General features: G+C 65.4%; 14 protein-coding genes. 10 read left to right on the top strand and 4 right to left on the bottom strand.

What is annotated here, in order from left to right:
• Window positions 1-60: 60 nt before the first annotated feature.
• Together ACP99_RS01025 and folP are read right to left on the bottom strand one after the other, a co-directional pair.
• Window positions 61-744 carry a 6-hydroxymethylpterin diphosphokinase MptE-like protein gene (locus tag ACP99_RS01025; RefSeq protein ID WP_049984815.1) on the bottom strand — a complete coding sequence of 228 codons (684 nt, stop codon included), beginning with the start codon at window positions 742-744 and terminating at the stop codon, window positions 61-63.
• Window positions 745-956: 212 nt separating this feature from the next.
• Window positions 957-2237, bottom strand: a complete 1281-nt coding sequence (gene folP / locus ACP99_RS01020; RefSeq protein WP_049984814.1) for a dihydropteroate synthase — start codon at window positions 2235-2237, stop codon at window positions 957-959.
• Window positions 2238-2343: 106 nt separating this feature from the next.
• Here folP and ACP99_RS01015 point away from each other — a divergent pair, with 106 nt between their 5' ends.
• Window positions 2344-2649, top strand: coding sequence for a DUF5827 family protein (locus tag ACP99_RS01015; RefSeq protein WP_049984813.1), 306 nt, complete (start codon window positions 2344-2346; stop codon window positions 2647-2649).
• Window positions 2650-2655: 6 nt separating this feature from the next.
• Here the strand turns inward: ACP99_RS01015 and ACP99_RS01010 are convergent, their stop codons facing one another.
• Window positions 2656-3192 (bottom strand): DUF7344 domain-containing protein, encoded by a 537-nt coding sequence (locus tag ACP99_RS01010; RefSeq protein WP_049984812.1) that lies wholly within the window; start codon window positions 3190-3192, stop codon window positions 2656-2658.
• A gap of 424 nt (window positions 3193-3616) precedes the next feature.
• Between ACP99_RS01010 and ACP99_RS01005 the strand changes: the two genes are divergently transcribed.
• The 8 genes from ACP99_RS01005 (at window position 3617) to ACP99_RS00970 (ending at window position 17225) form a co-directional block, all read left to right on the top strand.
• A complete protein-coding gene (locus tag ACP99_RS01005; RefSeq protein WP_049984811.1) occupies window positions 3617-4936 on the top strand; it encodes a choice-of-anchor W domain-containing protein in 1320 nt (439 codons plus the stop codon).
• Between the two features lie 144 nt (window positions 4937-5080).
• On the top strand, window positions 5081-6838 hold the full coding sequence (locus ACP99_RS20735; protein WP_049984810.1) for a SipW-dependent-type signal peptide-containing protein: 1758 nt from the start codon (window positions 5081-5083) through the stop codon (window positions 6836-6838).
• Between the two features lie 118 nt (window positions 6839-6956).
• On the top strand, window positions 6957-8402 hold the full coding sequence (locus ACP99_RS00995; RefSeq protein WP_049984809.1) for a SipW-dependent-type signal peptide-containing protein: 1446 nt from the start codon (window positions 6957-6959) through the stop codon (window positions 8400-8402).
• A gap of 112 nt (window positions 8403-8514) precedes the next feature.
• Entirely contained in the window at window positions 8515-10458 is a 1944-nt protein-coding gene (locus tag ACP99_RS19770; protein ID WP_156105570.1) for a SipW-dependent-type signal peptide-containing protein, read from the top strand.
• Window positions 10459-10601: 143 nt separating this feature from the next.
• Window positions 10602-12221 carry a SipW-dependent-type signal peptide-containing protein gene (locus tag ACP99_RS20730; RefSeq protein WP_049984807.1) on the top strand — a complete coding sequence of 540 codons (1620 nt, stop codon included), beginning with the start codon at window positions 10602-10604 and terminating at the stop codon, window positions 12219-12221.
• 440 nt (window positions 12222-12661) lie between these two features.
• Window positions 12662-14944: a signal peptidase I gene (locus ACP99_RS00980; RefSeq protein WP_049984806.1), complete on the top strand. Its 2283-nt coding sequence runs from the start codon at window positions 12662-12664 to the stop codon at window positions 14942-14944.
• Window positions 14941-15948 carry a PGF-pre-PGF domain-containing protein gene (locus ACP99_RS00975; RefSeq protein ID WP_049984805.1) on the top strand — a complete coding sequence of 336 codons (1008 nt, stop codon included), beginning with the start codon at window positions 14941-14943 and terminating at the stop codon, window positions 15946-15948. Before ACP99_RS00980 ends, ACP99_RS00975 begins: the two co-directional genes overlap by 4 nt.
• Window positions 15945-17225, top strand: coding sequence for a hypothetical protein (locus tag ACP99_RS00970; RefSeq protein ID WP_049984804.1), 1281 nt, complete (start codon window positions 15945-15947; stop codon window positions 17223-17225). The genes ACP99_RS00975 and ACP99_RS00970 overlap by 4 nt, the downstream gene beginning before the upstream one ends.
• 24 nt (window positions 17226-17249) lie before the next feature.
• On the opposite strand, the gene ACP99_RS00965 is transcribed toward ACP99_RS00970, so the two are convergent.
• The gene (locus tag ACP99_RS00965; RefSeq protein ID WP_049984932.1) at window positions 17250-18533 is read right to left on the bottom strand and encodes an HAD family hydrolase; all 1284 of its coding nucleotides are present in this window, start codon (window positions 18531-18533) and stop codon (window positions 17250-17252) included.
• A gap of 100 nt (window positions 18534-18633) precedes the next feature.
• On the opposite strand from ACP99_RS00965, the gene ACP99_RS00960 reads away from it, so the two are divergent.
• A complete protein-coding gene (locus ACP99_RS00960) occupies window positions 18634-19080 on the top strand; it encodes a DUF5799 family protein (protein ID WP_049984803.1) in 447 nt (148 codons plus the stop codon).
• The last annotated feature ends 9 nt before the right edge of the window (window positions 19081-19089 follow it).

Below are 19089 nucleotides of genomic sequence, written 5' to 3'. Positions count from 1 at the left end.
CGGTCCGACGGACGCGGCCGCCGTCAACGTAACGGCAGGTCGAGCAGCCGTCGACGGGCGCTAGCCGATCGGAATCGGCTCGATGGAGTCGCGGCGGCCGTCGAGAACCGAAAACCGCTCCTCGCGACGCCGTTCGAGGAGGTGGAGCAGGCGCTCGGCCCAGCGGAGCTTCCTCGCTTTCGACGCCGAGACGTCCGGATCGTCGAAGTCCCAACCGACGAACCGGAGTTCGGACGCCCCGAGGGCGTCCGCGAGGAAGGCGGCGCGGTCGCCGTCGGTGAACCCGCCGAAGTTGTAGACGGCGTCGGTGGGGGCCGCCTGCGTCGTCGCGATCGTCTGAGCCGGCTCGAACCGGGGGAGCCACTCCTCTACCGCCGGGACGTTGTCTCCGTGTGCGTGCGCGGCGACCGGCGTTCCCTCGCGGGTCAGCGTCTGTGCCGTCTCGGGGTTCTTGTCCAAGTCGGTGACCATCAGGTCGACGTCGAATCCGGCGTCGCGGACGACGTCCGCGGCGGTCGAGGCCGCAAACGCGCGGTCCGCGTCGGCGATGCTGTCGACCTCCTCGGCGAGCGAGGGCGCCGCCCCGACGACCGCTACGGCATCGCCCGAGCAGTCGAGTCGGCCGAAATCGAACGGTCTGGCGTACGCTGCGATGACGTCGCGAGCGCGCTCGTCGGCCTCGCGGGGGTAGCCGAAGTCCGTCAGGATCGATTCGTAGACCGGCTCCCACGTCTCGAAGTTCATAGCTGTCGCTCCCGGGCGTACGGTACGAGCCGGAATGGCACCAAGTACCCCTACCCGCGTGCCCTTCCGGCTTCCACGTGTCGGGTTTAAATCGATCCGTCATAAGCTTTCCCGTGTTTACTCGCGTCTGACGCGGAGATACGAGGTGTCTGACGCACGATATCGGGACAATAGCCCCTCGGTCGTGGATGCCGCGTGAGCGAGTCACGGTTTCAATCGGCAGTCGACGTGAGTTCCAGCGCCGCACGGAGTCCGCCGTCGCCGTCGAACTCGCGGACGCGCGCTTCGAGCGATTCGTACGCGGCCGGCGTGCCGAAGAGCAGGACGGATCGCCCCGCAGCGTCACTCGTCGACCCGTGTTCACCGCCGTCGGTCGCCGCCCCCGCCACCGCTGCGGGGTCCGACACGACGGTCACTCCGGCGTCGGTGGCCGCCGTCGAGAGTCGACCGACGGCCGGGTCGGACAGCCCCGACAGCTCGAACGCCCGTACGACGGCTGATTTGGCCGCTTCGGACGGGGATTCGGCACCGACGCGGTCGAGGTGGCGTTCGGCCTCACGCGGCGTCGTCACGTCGAGTTCCTCGACGGCGACGCCCCCGCCCTCGCTGTCGTGGACGGCCTCGCGGATCCGCGAGCGGGCGAACTCGTAGCCGACGAGCGCGGCGTCTCTGGTCTCCTCGACGTCGTGCGTTCGGACGATGCGCGCCCCGCGTTCGACCGCCATCGACGTCGCCGCCAGAGAGACGGGGAGCGCCGCCTCCGTCGACCGGCCGGCGATCTCCCGGAGGAAGTTCTTCCGGTTGATCGAGACGAGGATCGGGTATCCCAACCCGCGGAACTCTCGGAGCCGACGGAACGTCTCTCGGTCGTCCTCGAGGGATTTCTCCTCGGACCAGCCGCCGAAGGCGGGGTCGACGATCGTCTTGTCGGTGAAGCCGTTCAACGAGAGGGCGTCGTAGACGTCGTCGGCGTAGCTACGGCTTCGCTCTCGATCGGCGTCGCCTCGGGCCGCCCAGTCGACGGACTCGACCGCGCCGGGACGAGTGAGGTCGGGCGGTGACGCCATCTTCGCGACCGCCACGTCGTAGTCCGCACAGACGCGCGGCATCTCCGGGTCCGCGAACCCGCAGATGTCGTTGACCATATCGAACCCGCGCGAGAGCGCCGCGTCGGCGACCTCGTGGTACCGCGTCTCGATCGAGAAGACGGCGTCGCCGGAGACGCTCTCGATCGTCTCGACCGCCGTGTCGAGCCGTTCGAGTTCCTCCTCGGCGGAGAGCACCTCGAACCGCTTGTTCGCGGATTCGAGCCCGACGTCGACGATGTCCGCCCCCTCGTCGACGAGTTCGCGGTCGACGTACTCGGCGGCCTCGCCCGGGTCGTCGAAGACGCTCGGATCGTACGGGGACTCCTTCGAGACGTTCAGCACGCCCATAATTCGCGGCGGATGTTCGTCGCCGATCTCCAGACCGGCGGCGTCCACAGTTCGCATACCTGTCTCTTGGACGGCGAACACATATACTGACTGGCAGCGGCGGCTCGGTCCGCGGCTCCGCCGACCCGACGGAACTTTTCACCTCCGCGGAGTACCCCTTCTTATGCCCAAACCGAAGTCCGCCTTCGAGACGCTGTACCCCTACCAACTGTACGATCCCGAGGACGTGCTCGATCCGGAGCTGATGTACACGGTTCCGGAGATCGCTCGGTTGCTCCAGGGTCTCGACCCCGACGCTCCGCTGGACGCGGACACCGAGGACCGGGTAGTCACGTGGACGGTCCCGTGGCTGATGGCGCACACCGACGAGTTAGTGATCAACGACCCGGTCGGCGACGAGCCCGGATACTTCGGTCTCGCGACCGAGGACCGACCGCCCGAAGAGATCCCGGACGACGCCGACGAGTGACGCGGTTCACGCCAGCCGGTTCAGAAAGACCCACCGACGCGACCACAGTTGGTACAGCGTCGACCCCGCCAGCGCCGCGAGCGCCACCGTCGCGATCGCCAGCGGTCCGATCGCTGAAACGACGGGGACGTCGACGAGCGAGAGGACGACCAAGAACAGCGACAGCACGCCGACCGTGCGATAGAACGAGGCCCACGTCATCCCGTACTTCGTGACGACTTCCATATAGACGTCCACCGTGCGCGCGTGCTTGCAGAGAGAGATGGTCTTCCGGTCGCGGTCGTAGTCGACGACCCCCGCGTCGTCGAGTTTCGGGAGGTGGCTCTGGTGCAGCGAGATGTACACGCTGTCGCGGATGTTCCGCGGTGCCGGTGACTCCCCCGTTTCCCGCTCGGCGATCTCCTCGGCGAGGTCGCGGAGCATCACCTCCCGGCCCTGCGACTGCAGGCACTTGATCGTCTGTCGCCGCCGGTCGTTTCTGAGGAGGTCGTGAATGTCCGTCTCCGAAAGACGATGCTCGGGCTGAATCGCTGAATAGCTCATGTATGGCTCCCATACTGCGGGTGACGAGGTGACAGTATAGTAATGGGTTCGGCTAATTCTCGGCTATTCGGTTGAATCGGCCGTTAAGACGCGTTACTAGCGCCTTACTGGAGCGCCGAATCTCGGTATACGGTGACTTCTGTGAGCACGTGGCCAGTAATGCGTTCGTACTCTCGCTCACACAGATCGAGACTGCGGAACCGTGTTCTGACTTGTTTTGTGGCATCTATTCGTCGAAAATCGGCCGTTAGCGGCTCGATCGGGGCGTTAGCTCAACAAACTCGCAATTAGCTATGGAGGTATCTCCGGTGAGGTTGGGTGTGGACGACCCACACCGGGGTCCGCGTCGGCTCCGCCATCGAGGCCGGCGCGGCGGCGGTTCGACTCCGCCGGTGGGCATCCCCCGGACGGGGGAGCGCAAACCATGACAGAGAAGTTCGAGATCTCGCGGCGGAAAGCATTGACCGCGCTCGGAACCATCGGCGTCGCCTCTGCGGGCGCTGGGTTGGGAACGAGTGCGCTGTTCAGTGACACGGAATCGTTCGAGAATAATATGATCACGGCGGGGACGCTCGATCTCGCCGTCGACTACGTGGTCCACGAGGACCAGGGGAGTGCGGGGAGCTACACGATCAACAGCTTCACCGGCGAAGTGAACGGTGAGGAGAGCGACGACGCGGTTACGGTCAACGGCGAAGGCACGGAGATCAGCCAGGAACTTGACGACGTGAAACCGGGCGACTGTGGGTACTCGCGATTCTGTTTCACTATCGACGACAATCCGGCGTATCTCTGGGCCTGTGGCGAACTCACGAGTACGAAAGAGAACGAGTACACCGAACCCGAGCCCGAGGACGAAAACGGCGAGGGCGAACTCGAAGAGAACATCGACGTCGAGATGCGGTACTGTGAGCTCGACGACGAGGGCGAATTAATCGAAGACGGCGAGGGGGACATTATCTTCGAGGGCACGCTCAACGAACTCCTCGACCTGCTCGACGGCGGCATTCCGCTCGACGGGACCGGTGACGGAGACGCCGAAGCGGGCGACCAAGAGCCCTTCGCCGGAACCGGCGACGAGAACGACAACGGAGGCAGCGATAACCCGTGTGTCTGCATCGATTGGAAGGTCCCGAAGGAGGTCGGCAACGAGATTCAGTCGGATTCGATGGAGTTCGACCTCGAATTCTACGCCGAACAATCTCGCCACACCGATGGGACGCACAACCCCTGCCTCAAGGGAGAAGTGGAGGAAGGCTACGCCAAGGACCGCCGTGATTTCTCACCTAGCCTGAACGCACGCGGCCGCTTCGGTGACAACGATCCGGGGACTGGAACCGGTCTTCGCGAGCTCGACATCCGCGACGCGTCGGACGCTCCTGAGGCACAGGGCGGTCACAGCTGGGAAAGCGGCGTAGCACAGGAGTTCGAGCTATCGTACGACGGAACGGAGACTACGTTAGAGGTTGGCGGAGACACACTCAGCACTAGCGACGTCGCTCCATCCGACGACGATGCCGCCATCGGTGTCGGCGCTAGTGACGGTCAAGTGTCCGTCGAGAACGTCGAAGTGAACGGACAGACGCCGAGCGGTGCTGCTAGCGTGAGTGCCGATGGAGACACAAATTACCTCTTCATCGCCGGTGGCGGAATCGCCGACGAGGGGAGTATCACGGGTGAGGTGACCTTCACTTGGGACGGCTCGCCCGGTGAAGAGGGTCTGAAGTTCCGTATTGACGCCTGAGCGGAGCTAACGGTTCACACCTCTCCGGTCCAACCCACGCTGGTACCCGCTACGCGCGGCGGCGGTTCGACTCCGCCGGTGGGTTTTCCCCCGAGTGGGGGCAGCGACCGCGGCTGAGACGGTCACGAACGCGAGGACACCACGATGACAGAACACGAATTCGATCTGACGCGGCGCAAAGTGCTCGGCTCCATCGGAGCCATCGGTGCAGCCTCGGCTGGAGCCGGCCTCGGCACGAGCGCGCTGTTCAACGACCAAGAATCGTTCGAGGAGAACACCATCACGGCGGGCACGCTCGATCTCAAAGTCGATTGGGAGGAGCACTACTACGACGGCTCCAGCGGCGGCGAGTACGTCAGCTACAGCGATCCCGAGGACGGCTCCGTCGGCTTCCCCGATCCGGAAGACCCGCAGATCTGGATCGACGAGGACGACATTCCGGCGTTCATGACCGCGACCTCGATCGAGGCGTTCCCGGACCCGAACAACGACGGCGTCCAGGAGATGCAGTACGTGGGCGATAACGGGGAATTCGTCTACGATGCCTGTGAGGATGGAGCCGACCTCCCGCAGCATCTGGACCCGACTGCGGACGGTGCCCTCCGAACGGATAACGACGACACGTACGACGAAGAAGTCAAACCGCTCGTCAGTCTCGACGACGTCAAGCCCGGCGACTTCGGCGAACTCACGCTGAGCTTCCACCTCTGTGACAACCCCGGCTACGTGTGGTTGCAGGCGGCGAACGTCTCGGAGGACGGGGGCGCGAACCCCGAACCTGAGGGCGAAAACGACGAGAACCTCGCCGAGAAGATCCGGACCGTCTGGTGGTACGACTCCCGCGGCGACAACGTCCTCCAGACGAACTGCGAGGAGAAGCTGTACCTAGTCGACAGCGGAACCGACCCAACGACGCTGTTCGAGGTCACGCTTGACGACGGCGATGCCGAACTGACAGAACTCCTCGGTCCCGGTGAGTACAGCGACGACGACTTCGATCAGACGGACGCGATCGCGGCGACGCCCAACGGCGACGAGATCCTGTTCTACGACAAGGAGTCCGGACACCTCGGGACGTACGACGTCGACGGTGACATGTTCACCGACGAGGGTGCGATCTCTGGCGATCCCGGCGGCATCGTCCTCGCCGGCTACTCGCCCTCCGGAACGCTCTGGGCGGCGAGTCAGGACACCGACGAGCTCTACACCGTCGATCCGTCGGGGCCCTCGGCTACCTCCCAAGGCGACACCGGCATCGACCTCTCGGGAGCCGATCTCGTGTTCTCCTCGGACGGGACGATGTACATCTGGACGGCGAACACCGACGCGGACGGTCTCTACAAGGTCGACGAACCGAGCAGCGATCCGACCGCAGAACCGGTTGATGCGAGCAACATCGGTGAGAAAGACGAGCGGATCACCGGTCTCGCAGTTCTCGACGCCGGCACCGGAAACCTCGTCGGCTCCGATCGGGATAACGACGAGATCGTCGTCATCGACCGAACGGACGGCAGTATCACGGATACCTACGCGATGACGCTCGGCGGCGAGTCGTACGACTACGACTTCGGAGATATGACCTCCGGAGCGTTCTGCGGGGAGGTGTTCCGCCGCGGCACGCTTGCGAGTGATCTTCCCGCGCTGGCGTCCGGAAACGGCATCCCGCTGGACGGCAACCGGGCTAGCCAGTTCGAGGAGATCGGTGGGGATCCGACCAGCGAGGGCCGCGAGTGCTTCCCCCCGAGCGTCAATCACTTCGTCGGCTTCGCGTGGTGGCTTCCGCGCGACGTCGGCAACGAGGTCCAAGGCGACTCCGTGAGCTTCGATCTCGGGTTCTACACTGAACAGTGCCGGAACAACGACGGCTCCGGACCGGAGGTCGAGGACTCCGAACCTGTCTGAATCAATCCAGTCAGCGAGGCCTCTGGCCTCGCCCCTCACTCACGCCGGTGCGACGCAGGTTGCGTCGGGCGGTTCGACTCCGTCCGTGGGTTTTCCCCGGAGGTGGGGAGTGATCAGAATGGCAGACGAAAGCTTCGAACTGACGCGGCGCAAAGTGCTCGGCTCCATCGGAGCCGTCGGTGCGGCCTCGGCCGGTGCCGGCCTCGGTACGAGCGCGCTGTTCAGCGACACGGAATCGTTCGAGAACAACAAGATCACCGCAGGTGAACTCGACCTCAAAGTCGACTGGCAACAGACGTACTCCGGCCCCGATGGGATGGTGCCGGTGAACGCCTACCCCGACCACGACGGAGACGGTCTCCAGTCGACCGACGATGATAACGAGTACGACATAGGCTCGCCGTTGACCCTCGAATGTGGACAGCTGCAGAGTGGCTCGGAACTCGATATTCCGAGCGTCTTCAATTCACCCAACCGCCCCGAACCGGGTCCGATCGAGGGACAGGAGCACCTCATCGAACTTGATGACGTCAAACCGGGCGACAGCGGCGAGGTTACGTTTTCGCTGCATCTCTGTGACAACCCCGGGTACCTCTGGATGCGACTGGAGAATATTGTGGAGGGGCCCGGGGAGACCCCCGAGCCGGAGCCAGAACCCGACGAGGGCGAACTCGCGGAGAATATGTACGTCGAGATCTGGTACGACGCCGACTGCGACAACGAACTCGACGACGGCGAGGCAGTCATCCTCGGGGTCGGCGACGGCGTTCACAACGAGGACGTCACGCTCGCAGAGGCTCGCGAGGAACTCCAGTACACCGACGGGCAGATTCCGCTGAGCAACGACGGGATCAACGGCTTCAACATCGCCGAAAACGGGGTCTCGCGGAACTGTTTCGACGGGGACGAGCAGTACTGCATCGGCTTCCGGTGGTGGGTCCCCGACGACGTCGGCAACGTCATCCAAGGCGACACGCTGGCGTTCGATCTCGGCTTCTACACCGAGCAGTGTCGGCACAACGACGGCTGTGACCCGCGCAACCTCGACCTGAGCACGGGTGTCAAAGACTGGACGGTTTCGTCCGGCCCCCAGACCGGGCCTGCGGAAGTGCAGACGCCCCACAATCGGTGGATCGATCCAGCCAACGACTGTGAATGGATCGCCCCGCCTGACGAAGGGAACACCGACGCGAACGGCGATATCGACCCTGAAGGCACGTACACCTTCGAGACCACGTTCGAGGTCGATCTCCAGGAGACGCCAGCGGGCGAAGGTCCGTGTATGCTGGCACTCGAAGCCGCCACCGACAACCAAGCGACGTTCTACCTCGATTCCGTCGCCGAGGAGAACGAGATCGGTTCGATCGGCGGCCCCCAAGACACGGAGACCTACTGGTCGACGGAGATGATCGGGGGACCGATCACGACCGGCGAGCACACGCTCATCGCGGAAGTCGTGAACGCGCCCCTCGAGAACGGTGGCGACAATCCGGTCGGACTGCTCGTCTGCGGCGGGGTGGCCTGCACCTGTGGAGATGAATTCGAAGAGATGTTCCTAGCGTAAGTGAGCCGGGCGTTTCCCACGCAGGTCGCCGGCCACGTGAGGCCGCAGCCGGTTCGATTCCGCTGGTGGGATTCCCCAGACGGGGACAGACTGTCAGACGACAGTTTCGGTGATGACAATGGAAGAACCAGAATTCGATCTGACGCGGCGCAAAGTGCTCGGCTCCATCGGAGCCATCGGCGCGGCTTCCGCCGGTGCCGGCCTCGGCACGAGCGCGCTGTTCAGCGATACGGAATCGTTCGAGGAGAACACGATCACGGCGGGGACGCTGGATCTCAAGGTCGACTGGCAACAGACCTACGACGGGCCGGACGGCCTCGTTCCGGTGAACGCCTACCCCGACCACGACGGGGACGGCCTCCAGTCGACCGCCGACGGGAACGAGTACGACCTCCAGAACCCCGGCCCGATCGACCTGGCGTGCGAGGACCTCGCAAGTGGTGACGAACTGCCCGAGGACGTCTTCGGCGACCAGGACACCCTCGTTAGCCTCGGCGACGTCAAACCCGGTGATTCCGGCGAGATCACGTTCAGCTTCAACCTCTGCGATAATCCCGGGTACGTCTGGCTGAACGGCGGGCTAGTCAGCGAGAGCGAGAACGGCATCAACGAAGCCGAGGCCGAGAGCCCCGACGAGGACGGAGAACCCGTGGTGAACGGCGACGGGAATGTGGAGTCGTCGCTGTGGCCGTTGGCTGCCCTAGCCGGGGTGCCGGCTCTCGGGAGGAACGATGGTGACGGCGACGGCGACCGGGCAGGTTCGGAAGCCGATATCGAAGCGAACAGCCGGCGCTCAGCCGTTCGGAAGGGTGCCGGGGCTGCCGGAGCCGCTGCAGGCGGACTGGCGCTCGCGTCACAATCGGCGGCGGCCGAGGAGAAGGGATCGCCGCCGGATCCCGACGGGAACCTCGACGTGAATACGAGTAATTCGAACCTCAACGTCACGGTCGGCGAACTCGGTTCGAGTGGGTTCTCGTACAATGGAGAGGGAACCTTGTTCTTCGAGGAGTACGGCTTCAGGGACGGCGATTCGGGAACTCATATCGAGTCGAGCCAGTTACCCAGCGGCAACATTACCGACCCGTTCCCGTCGAGTGTTCCAGCGGGCGATACCGCCACGTCAACTATCTCCTACCCCGTCCCGACTTCCGGTGGGACCACGGTCGACCTCGAAGTCAATCGGAACGTGACGCTCGACGCGACCGAACCGATTCTCCGCGTCGAGTACGAGGTTTCGAACCCGAGCGGGAGCGGCGCTACCTTCGACGATCTGCGTCTCTCCCAGTACGTCGACTACGACATCGGGGGAATCAGCAACAACGTCGGCCGGTACTTCTTCGACCCCGAAACGAACTGCGAGTTCATCTACCAGGAAACGACGGGGTCGGACATCTTCGCCGGATTCACGGCCGAAGAGACGAGCGTGAACCACCACTTCTCGACGTACTCTGACGGCGTTAGCAACTTCTCTTCGGATGATCCGACGTTTGACAACGACGAAGTCTGGCCACCGCAGGATCCGAACGATTCGGATCTCGAAACGGAAGACGTCGAACTCACGTTCGAGTGGAGCCTCGGCTCGCTCGCTCCGGGCGAGACGACGAGCTTCCGCACCTCGTTCGTGTACAACCAGACGGGGTTAGAGGAGTTCCAGCAGCAGATCTGTCAGGAGAGCCCCGGCGCACCCACGACCGGAGACGTCGAACTCACCGATCGGGTCCGCGCGCGCGTCTGGTACGACGACGGCGACAACGCCCTCCAAAACGACGAGGAGGTCTTCCTCGAAGGGAGCCTCCGCGAGGTGCTCTCCGAACTCGCGTCGGGGAACGGCGTTCCTCTCGACGGAGATCAGGGCGACGACTTCGACGAACTCGGCGGCGATCCCACCGCAGAGTCGCGAGGGTGCTACTCGACCGGAACACACTACCTCGGCTTCGAGTGGTGGATACCGACTGAGGTCGGCAACGAAATCCAGTCTGACACCGCGACGTTCGATCTCGGCTTCTACGCCGAGCAGTGCCGCCACAACGACGGCGCAGGGCCGACTGACGACTGAGACACCTCGAAACAACTTCAGTGAACCACAGGATTCCCGATCCACGCAGGTGCCCGCCTCGCGCGGCGGCGGTTCGATTCCGCCGATGGGTCTTCCCCACGACCGGGGGATCGATCGCTCGACGATCGATCAATCAGACAGCTATGTCCACAGACGAATTCGAACTCACCCGACGGAACGTATTGGCAGGCATCGGCGGAATCGGCGTCGCTTCGGCGGGCGCTGGCCTCGGCACGAGCGCCTTCTTCAGCGACACCGAGAGCTTCGAGAACAACACCATCGCCGCGGGGACGCTCGACCTCAAGGTCGACTGGCAGGAGCACTACTCCTACCCGCAGCTCTACGACGGCTTCGACGATCCGACCAGCGGACTCGACGTGACGCGAACGGAGCCCTCCGACACGACGGAGTACGTCGGCCTCCCCGATCCCGAGAATCCTATGGTCTGGGTGCACCGAGACGATCTCTCGGCGTATATGGACAACACGTCCATCGAGGCGTACCCCGACGTCGACGGCGACGGCGTGCAGGACGCTTTCGCCGCCGAACCCGGAGAGACGACCGAGGGCGGAGTCGGCTACATCTGCGAGGACGGCGCGGACACGAGCGAGGATATGGACCCGACCGCGGACGGGGCGCTCCGCACGAACAACGGTGACACGTACGACGAGGAAGACGGTGTCAAACCCCTCGTCAGCCTCGACGACGTCAAGCCCGGCGACTTCGGTGAACTCACGCTGAGTTACCACCTCTGCGACAACCCCGGATACGTGTGGCTGCGTGGCTCGCTCGTCGCCAACGACGAGAACGGCGTCTCGGAGGCCGAAGCCGCCTCGGACGAGGAGAACGGCACGGTCGAAGAGCCCGGAAGCGACGGCGAACTGCTCGACGCCATTCGCACGCGGCTCTGGTACGACGACGGCGACAACGTCGTCGAAGTCGACGGCGAGGAGCCCGACGACGCCGGGTATCTGACGCCCGAACTCTCGATCGGAGAGCTGCTGTTGTTCCTCGAAGGCGACGGTGGCGTTCAGCTCTGTCCCGACGATGGCGGGTCGATCGTACAACCGCCCGCTGGCGACTGTCCCGACGAGAAGGACTACGACTCGGTCCATACGCTGGGCGAAACCGTCACGATCGACACGCCACAGACGGACGGACCGACAGACTTCGAGATCCCGCAGAATCCCAAGTGCACGGACTTCGGGTTGATCCAGGGCGTTAAGACCGACGAAGCGCCGGAGGGGCCGCTTCCGGACGACGGCGAAACCACGTACGAAACTCCGTACGGAGACATCACGGTGACGACGGAGATCGTCGAGGGGGATCAGACTGTCACCGACTGGGAGATCGACAGCGACGACGGCTACTGCGTCGCGAAAGTGATCGTCAAGGGAGGCGGCGGCCAAGGCGGCAGCGCCGGGGCGAACGTCTACAGCTACGACAACGCCGACGGCGACGACGACTTCACCGAAGACGACGGTGCAATCGGCGCGATGAGCGACGAGGACACCGAACTCCAGACCCCGACGGGTCAGGACATCAGCCACGTGAGTTTCTGTCTCGCCGTATCGACCGACGGCGGGAACGGCGGAAACGGCGACGGCGACTGTTGCTTCGAGGCCTCGACGGACCACTACCTCGGTCTCGCCTGGTGGCTCCCGACCGACGTCGGCAACGAGGTCCAAAGCGACAGCGTGGCGTTCGATCTCGGCTTCTACGCCGAGCAGTGCCGACACAACGAGCAACAGGAGTCGGTCTGAGCCGCGAGGCGATCGACGACGACCGAACAGGAGAACGCCGATGTGCAAAACAGGAAGACGACGCGGTCGCTGTCGGCCGGACGGTCCACGCCCCGTCGCGAGCGGTTGCGACGCTCATCGAGGGGTGCGGGCGAGACTCCGCCCTCCGCGAGTCGCGTTCCGTTCACGAACGCTCGTTAACGGGTGGTTACCCCGTCGCTGCCGGCGTCGGCCAGTTCGCTCGGTCCGCGTCCCGACCGGTAAACACCCGTTTATCGTGGAGCGAGCGCGGGCTAATCGGCCGATAGCTAAGCCCGATACCGCGGTTCGGACACCTGTGAACGGGGAACATCGTGCTATCGGCGGGCTAGAACCGACTGCGAGTCGTTCGTCTTGCCTGAGCTCTACGAATCCGAGCGTCGCGAGCGCCGCGGATCCGCGACCCGGACGGGAGGTCACAGATGGGGCTCCGTGATCGCGATTCCCTTCGAACGGCGGCAAACGTCGTCGGCGTGTTGGTCCTGCTCGCCGTCGTCGTTCCGTTCGTCGTCTACGGATTCCCCCAGGTCGTCGGAGCCGACCACGGGTTCGTCGTGCTCTCGGGGAGTATGGAACCGGCGATGTCGCCGGGCGACGCGATCATCGTCCGCGAAGCCGACCGCGGGGAGATCGAGGAACGAGAGATCATCACCTATCGAACGGACAGCGAGACGCCGACGACGCACCGCGTGGTCGACGTGATCGAACGGGACGGCGGCGTCGCCTACCAGACGAAAGGCGACGCCAACGAGGACCCAGATCCCGGATCGATCCCCCACGAGCAGGTACTCGGCGAAGTGCTGTTCGTAATCCCGTTCCTGGGCTACGTCGTCCGGTTCGCGAACACGACCGTGGGGTTCGTCGCCCTCGTCGTCGCGCCGCTGGCGCTGTTCACGCTCTCTGAACTCCGCGCGCTCCTGCGGTCGGTTCGAGACGGAACGGATTCGAACGCCGCGGCGAGCGCAGCCGGTACCGATCGAGCTGACAGCGCCGAGACGAGCAGCGCCGCCACGAGCGATGGCGGTGACGCTGCTCCGAGTACCGCCGCGAGCGCTGCCGAAGGAGCGGGATCGGAGGACGACGCCGAGTCCAACGGGTCGATCACGCTGACGAGATCGAGCCTGCAGTTGCTCGGGCTCGTCTTCGCGCTGTATCTCCCGTACAGCGCGTACGTGGCGTACACGATGCGAGCGGCGTGGTCGATCACGGCCGCGATCGCGACCGGGATCGCGTTGCTGTTCGTTACCGGGCTGTACGCCGGAAGCAGCGGCTCGAAGACGGCTGATTCCGGGGTTGACGAGGACGCTTCCGAGGGGACCGAGACGCCGTCGCCGATAGCCCCGAAACGGGGCATCGAGGCCGACGGCGGCGAGCGGATCGACGATGGGGAGAGTGAGGACGACCCAGACAGCGGCGCGCAGAGCAGAGCGGACGACGAACGCGGAGAAAAGGACGATACGGGAGCGGACGACGACAGCGAACCGGAAGACGCCGACACCGAAGTTGACGACGTCGGCGAGCCGGGACGCGAAACTGTCGCTTCGGATACTGTCGAACCGCCCGAAGGGAGAATCGAGCGGCCGAAACCGACGAGGGAGATTCGGATCTCGACTCCGACATCTCCACGTTCGGTTCGGTCGGGAACCGCGGCGAAGGGGGGTCGTCCGATGCGTGAGCCCCAATCGGACTCTCCCAGCGGGCGTCGTCTGTCCCGGCGGGGGGTGCTCTACGGCGTCGTCGCCGCGGGCGCAGCGGCCACCTCCGGCAGCGGCGTCGCCGCGTTCCTGACGGACGAAGAGCGCGTCAGCGCGTCGTTCACGAGCGGAACGCTGGATCTCGACGTCGACGTGCTGCGGCCGACGGCGTGGCAAGACGGTCCCTACACCGCGTCGATCGGTGTCAACGAGACGGAGACCGCCGAGTTCGAGCTCTCGGTCGACAGCAATCCCGCGTACGTCTGGCTGCTCACGCCGTGTCCGACGTGCGAGCCGATCGAACCCAACCTCGACGTCCGCGTCGAGTTGGATCGTCCCGAAGGAGATCCGTCCGTGCTCTTCGACGGCACGCTCGGGTCGTTCCGCGACGAGTTCGCCACCGGCGGTCTCCTCTCGCCGGAGGCACTGCCCGCCGAGGAGTCGTGGACGGTCACGGTCTCGTGGACGCCACGGACCCCCGTCGACGACGACGTCGCGTTCGACTTCGAGTTCCGTGCGGTGCAGGCGCGGAACCTCGACGCGCCGGCGGAGTTCGGATTCGATCGATCGGAGTGCGAGGGCTGTCAGTCGGATTCGCCGACGGAGTGCGGCGAGGACATCAGCTTCGTGGCGTTCTGCGGCGAGGACCCCATCGACGAGGCCGACGTCGAATTCGAGACGAGAGAGTGCGGAGACAGCGGACGAACGGCGACGATGGACGTCACGGAGATTCCCGACCACGTCGACGAGGTCCTGCTGAAGTACGCTACGAACCTCGACGTCTTCGCGTACGACGGCGAGTCGACGCCGTTCAGCGTCACCACCGGGGGGCACAGCGACGATCTCTCGCTCGTCGCCACGTACGACCAACAGGACGGCGAGTACCCCGAAAGCGGTGACCCGCCACGGCGCAACAGCGACCCGTGTCCCGGGAAGCACTGGCTGAAGTGGGAGGCCGACGGCGGCGTCGAAACGGGCCAGCCGGGGAATCCCGGAGGGGGGAACCAATGACCCGGAGTCTACGGCTCCCGATCGACCGTTCGCAGGCGCTCGCAGCGGTGCTCGCGCTCGCGCTCGTCGCGTCGGCCTCCGGGGCGGCGACCACCGCGCTCCTGTCCGATCGAGAGGACGTGAGCGTCGAGGTGTCTGTCGAGCAGTCGCCGGTGTCGGCGTTCCACGTCGAACCGATCGACACCTGTGAGCCGGCGATGCTGAACGGCGACGCGGAGGCGGAGCTGATCGAACAGTTCGACGTCGACGGCGAGGGCTGCGCGCACGTCTCGGTCTGGGTCTCGAAACAGTGGGTCGAACAGTCCGCCGGAGCCGTCGAGGCGGTCGTGATCGGCCACGACGACGGCTCGGACTGGACGTACTTCGAGACGACTGTCGTCGACGAGCGTAACGGCTGGTACGAGCTCCGAGCGACGACGGACGGCTTCAGCCCGTTCGGGCTGTTCGTCGCCAACGAGTCGAACGCGACGGCCGACTCGGGATCGACCGTCGGCGACGGAACCGCCGGGAACGGTACCGACGGCGGAGCCGCCGAGAGCAGCGCCGGAAACGAGTCGGTGACTGCGAACGGTTCCGCCCCGGTGAACGGGACGGCGCAGAACGCGACCGACGATACCGTCTCGGAGGTGCAATCGGGCAACGCGAGCAGTTCGACGAACGAGACGGTTGCGTCGAACGAGCCGTCGACGGACGAAACGAACGAAACGAGCGAAACGACCGCAACGAACGGGTCGTCGACGGCGACCAATTCGACCACAGACGCCGGCGGCCCCGAGTCGACGTCGACGCCCGAAAACCAATCGACTCAAACGCCCAGTGACCCCCCAGAACCCGACGGTAACGAAGGAACAAGCAGCAATGAGACGACGACAGAAGCCCCCCAACCGACTGAAGACGACGAGACGGAAACGGCGTCTACGACCGAGACGACGACCGCCACGGCGACGGCGACATCGACCCCCGACGGGGAGTCGGCGTCGCTCTCGCGGGTGGTGATCGAATGAGCGCAGCGGACCTCCCGATTTCTGTCACCGGGACACAGCTGTTCGTCGTGGCAGTCGCGGCCGTCGTGATCGTCGGCGCGAGCCCGGGGTTCCTCGTCGACACACTTCAGGGCGGCCCCGGCGACCTCGAACCACCGGGCGCGAGCGACGCACGAGGATCGGCTACCGAGATCGATGTGACCGCGTCTGATCCAGCGAACGTGCGAGACGACGACGGGACTGTCGGCGTCGTGGCCGGACGGCTCGGCGGGACGGTGACGCTCGACCGGCCGGTCGATCGGGTCGACATCGTCGTCCGGAGTCGGCTGCCGAACGGGAGTTGGGTCGTCCTCGAGCGCGCCGCGGTCGAACCCGCCGGAGCGGAATCCATCGATCTGACCGAGGCCGTCGGCGGGTCCGAGTTCGTCTACCTCGATCGGGACCGATCGAGCGGCTTCGACGTCGACACGCCCGGCTCGACGGCTCGTCGAGAGGGAGCCGTCTCCGTCACTGCTCGGGTTCACGTCGACGGAGACGTGATCGACACGGTGACCGACGCCGACGGCTACGCGTTCCTGGTCGACCGCCCGGCCGCGACGACGGTCGACGCCGGAGCTACCGGGTCTGAATCGTCCGACTCGGACGCGGGATCCGACGAGAGAGGAACCGACGACGGTCAGTCGGCGAGCGCCGCTGCGAGCGTCGAGTCGACGCAGCCCACAGATGGCGACGCCGAACCCGCTGGGGGGAACGGCCACCCCGACGGCGGTTCCGAAAGCCACGGCACGGATGCCTCCGACGGCGTCGGTGACGGCGACGGCACCGACGGCGACGAGACGGATCGTCGGACGCTGCTTTTCGGGACCGGCGACGCGCTCCCCGGAAGCACGGGCTCTGATTCGGCGGTCGTGTCGAACCCCGCCGAGGAGGAAGTCACGGCGACGTTCGCCGTCGGTGCGCCGATCGACGAGGAGAACGGGATCACGGAGCCGGAATCCGCCGTCGACGACACGCCGGACGTCGGCGAACTCTCCGAGCACCTCGACGTCCGAATCCGGATCGAAACCGGGGACGGTGAGACGATCGCCGTCGGTGGCGACGGATTCGTCTCGCTAGCGGACGCCGCGGGAGCGTCGCGGTCGATCCGGCTCGATCCCGATGAATCGGTCACGGTCGTCGTCGAGTGGCGGATCAGCAGCGACGTGGGCAACGAGATCCAGTCCGACAGCACGACGCTGTCGGTGCACGGTTCCTTCGAGTCCACGACGGGACTCTCCGCGTCGGTCCCGCTTCTGTGACGTTTCGGGGACTCGCCTCGATACTCAGGACCACGCTGTGAGCTGATTCAGCACCGAGACCACGCGCAGAATCGACCCCGCGTCGCCAGGCTCGTAGACGAGGTCGTCCGTCGAGCGGACGTGATCGAGGACGGACTCGGAGGCGTGTCTCGGTGCCGCAGCGAGGCCCGCGTCGGCGTCGTGCGCCCACTCCATTACCCGCAGATCGGACTTGCTGTCGCCCATCACGAGGCAGAACGGGTCGTCGATGTCCAAGACGTCGAGAGCGCTCCGGACGCCGGTCGGTTTGTCGAGATCGAGCGAGCCGATCTCAGCCGCATCGGCGTGGTAGTAGGCGACGTCGATGCGCTCGAACCGCTCTCGGACCTCGTTGGGGATCTCCTCGACGTCGCACTCCGACGACGCCTCCTCCGCTGTGAGTACCGACGCGATCTCGGGGTCGGCGTCGGCGTAGTACGCGCGCGCCCACTCGCCGGGGCGGTCGGTCGTCTCCCCCGCGTCTCGGGCCTCGATCCCGACGTCGTCGACGCCCTCGACCGTCTCGGCGACGGTCCGCCCGAGGAGATCGACCAGGTAGACGAGCGCCTCGTCGATCACTTCCGCGGCGGCGTCGCTGCCGACGTCGAAGTTCGGCTTCAGCGTGACGTTGAACTCGTTGCCCTGGAGGTGCAGCGAGCGGCGCAACTCCGACGGAGCGGCGGTGAGGACGCGGGAACGGACCAGCGAGAACACCTCCTGGATCTCCTCGTCGAGCGTCTCGTAGAGGAGCCGCTTCGTGTCTGAGCCGTGGCCGGGCGTGAACACGCCCGTCCCGGCCTCGTAGACGATACTGAACGAGCCCGAGTGGACCAACTCGGTTCCCAGCCCCTGGATCATGAACCCTTTCACGTTTTCGAGCGTCTGGCCCGTGCAGATCACGATCGGAATGCCCGTCTCGTGCAGTTCCGTCAGCAGGTGCAGCGTCTCTCGCGGGATCTCGTTGTCGGTCCGGCCGGCCGAGCGGAGCGTCTCGTCGACGTCGAGGACGAGCGCGTTGACCCGCCGGCCGTACTTCGAGTGGAGGTCGAGCGCGGTGAACGTCTGTTCGCGCGTCGCGCGGGCGGCGATCTCGGCCATCGCCTCTCCCGCCGCGAACGACTGCGAGATGTCGCGTTTGTGCGCGTCGAGTTCGTCGCTGGCGTCCTGCCAGTATTCGAGGGCGACGCGCGAGTCGACGGGCGGAAAGAGGTCGACGAAGTTCTGCAGATCGCGGAGCGTGTCGGTCTCGTACTCCTCGTAGAGTCGATAGAGGAGGTCGTAGCGGTCCATATCTGTGTCCCGTCCGCCGGCGATAAAAACGCACTCCTCGGAGACGACGCCGACGGCCGTGAGGGAAACGCTCAAACCGACGACTGACCAACAGACGTGTATGGCTGATTGGACCGACAGCATCGTCGGGGATCGTATGGCTGTCGACCGCGAGTTCAACGAGCAGGTAGAGCGCTCGGAGTTTTCGAGCCAGGAGTGGGGGCTCATCATGACGGCGACCGAACTGGACATCGAGCACGCCGACGATCCAGAGCACGCGCGGATCGTCGCCGACACCGAGAAGCTCCCGCAGATCATGCCGGAACTGGACAACGTCCGCAAACAGATGGCGCAGATGGGCGGGCCGACCGGCGACGACCAGTCGGGCGGTGGCGGCGTCCTCGACTCGCTCAAGGGAGCACTCGGTCTCGGCAACGGAACCGGAGGGTCCGATCAGGAACGAATCGAAGCGGCCGAGCGACTGACGCAGGCGTACGCCGACGCCCTGCAGTCGCACCTCGAATCGAACGGCAAGTGGGAGCAGGTCAGGATCGCGTACCAGGAGTGAGGCGCTGAA

The sequence above is a fragment of the Halobellus rufus genome, from assembly GCF_000739575.1.
In the GTDB taxonomy this organism is placed as follows: domain Archaea; phylum Halobacteriota; class Halobacteria; order Halobacteriales; family Haloferacaceae; genus Haloquadratum; species Haloquadratum rufum.
The sequence above is the reverse complement of the archived record's forward strand: the minus strand, read 5'-3'. Positions and strand labels throughout refer to the sequence as shown.

Coding starts and splice junctions, on each gene's coding strand:
- ACP99_RS01025 (WP_049984815.1), bottom strand. CDS start 744: ATGAACTTCGAGACGTGGGAGCCGGTCTACGAATCGATCCTGACGGAC.
- folP (WP_049984814.1), bottom strand. CDS start 2,237: ATGCGAACTGTGGACGCCGCCGGTCTGGAGATCGGCGACGAACATCCG.
- ACP99_RS01015 (WP_049984813.1), top strand. CDS start 2,344: ATGCCCAAACCGAAGTCCGCCTTCGAGACGCTGTACCCCTACCAACTG.
- ACP99_RS01010 (WP_049984812.1), bottom strand. CDS start 3,192: ATGAGCTATTCAGCGATTCAGCCCGAGCATCGTCTTTCGGAGACGGAC.
- ACP99_RS01005 (WP_049984811.1), top strand. CDS start 3,617: ATGACAGAGAAGTTCGAGATCTCGCGGCGGAAAGCATTGACCGCGCTC.
- ACP99_RS20735 (WP_049984810.1), top strand. CDS start 5,081: ATGACAGAACACGAATTCGATCTGACGCGGCGCAAAGTGCTCGGCTCC.
- ACP99_RS00995 (WP_049984809.1), top strand. CDS start 6,957: ATGGCAGACGAAAGCTTCGAACTGACGCGGCGCAAAGTGCTCGGCTCC.
- ACP99_RS19770 (WP_156105570.1), top strand. CDS start 8,515: ATGACAATGGAAGAACCAGAATTCGATCTGACGCGGCGCAAAGTGCTC.
- ACP99_RS20730 (WP_049984807.1), top strand. CDS start 10,602: ATGTCCACAGACGAATTCGAACTCACCCGACGGAACGTATTGGCAGGC.
- ACP99_RS00980 (WP_049984806.1), top strand. CDS start 12,662: ATGGGGCTCCGTGATCGCGATTCCCTTCGAACGGCGGCAAACGTCGTC.
- ACP99_RS00975 (WP_049984805.1), top strand. CDS start 14,941: ATGACCCGGAGTCTACGGCTCCCGATCGACCGTTCGCAGGCGCTCGCA.
- ACP99_RS00970 (WP_049984804.1), top strand. CDS start 15,945: ATGAGCGCAGCGGACCTCCCGATTTCTGTCACCGGGACACAGCTGTTC.
- ACP99_RS00965 (WP_049984932.1), bottom strand. CDS start 18,533: ATGGACCGCTACGACCTCCTCTATCGACTCTACGAGGAGTACGAGACC.
- ACP99_RS00960 (WP_049984803.1), top strand. CDS start 18,634: ATGGCTGATTGGACCGACAGCATCGTCGGGGATCGTATGGCTGTCGAC.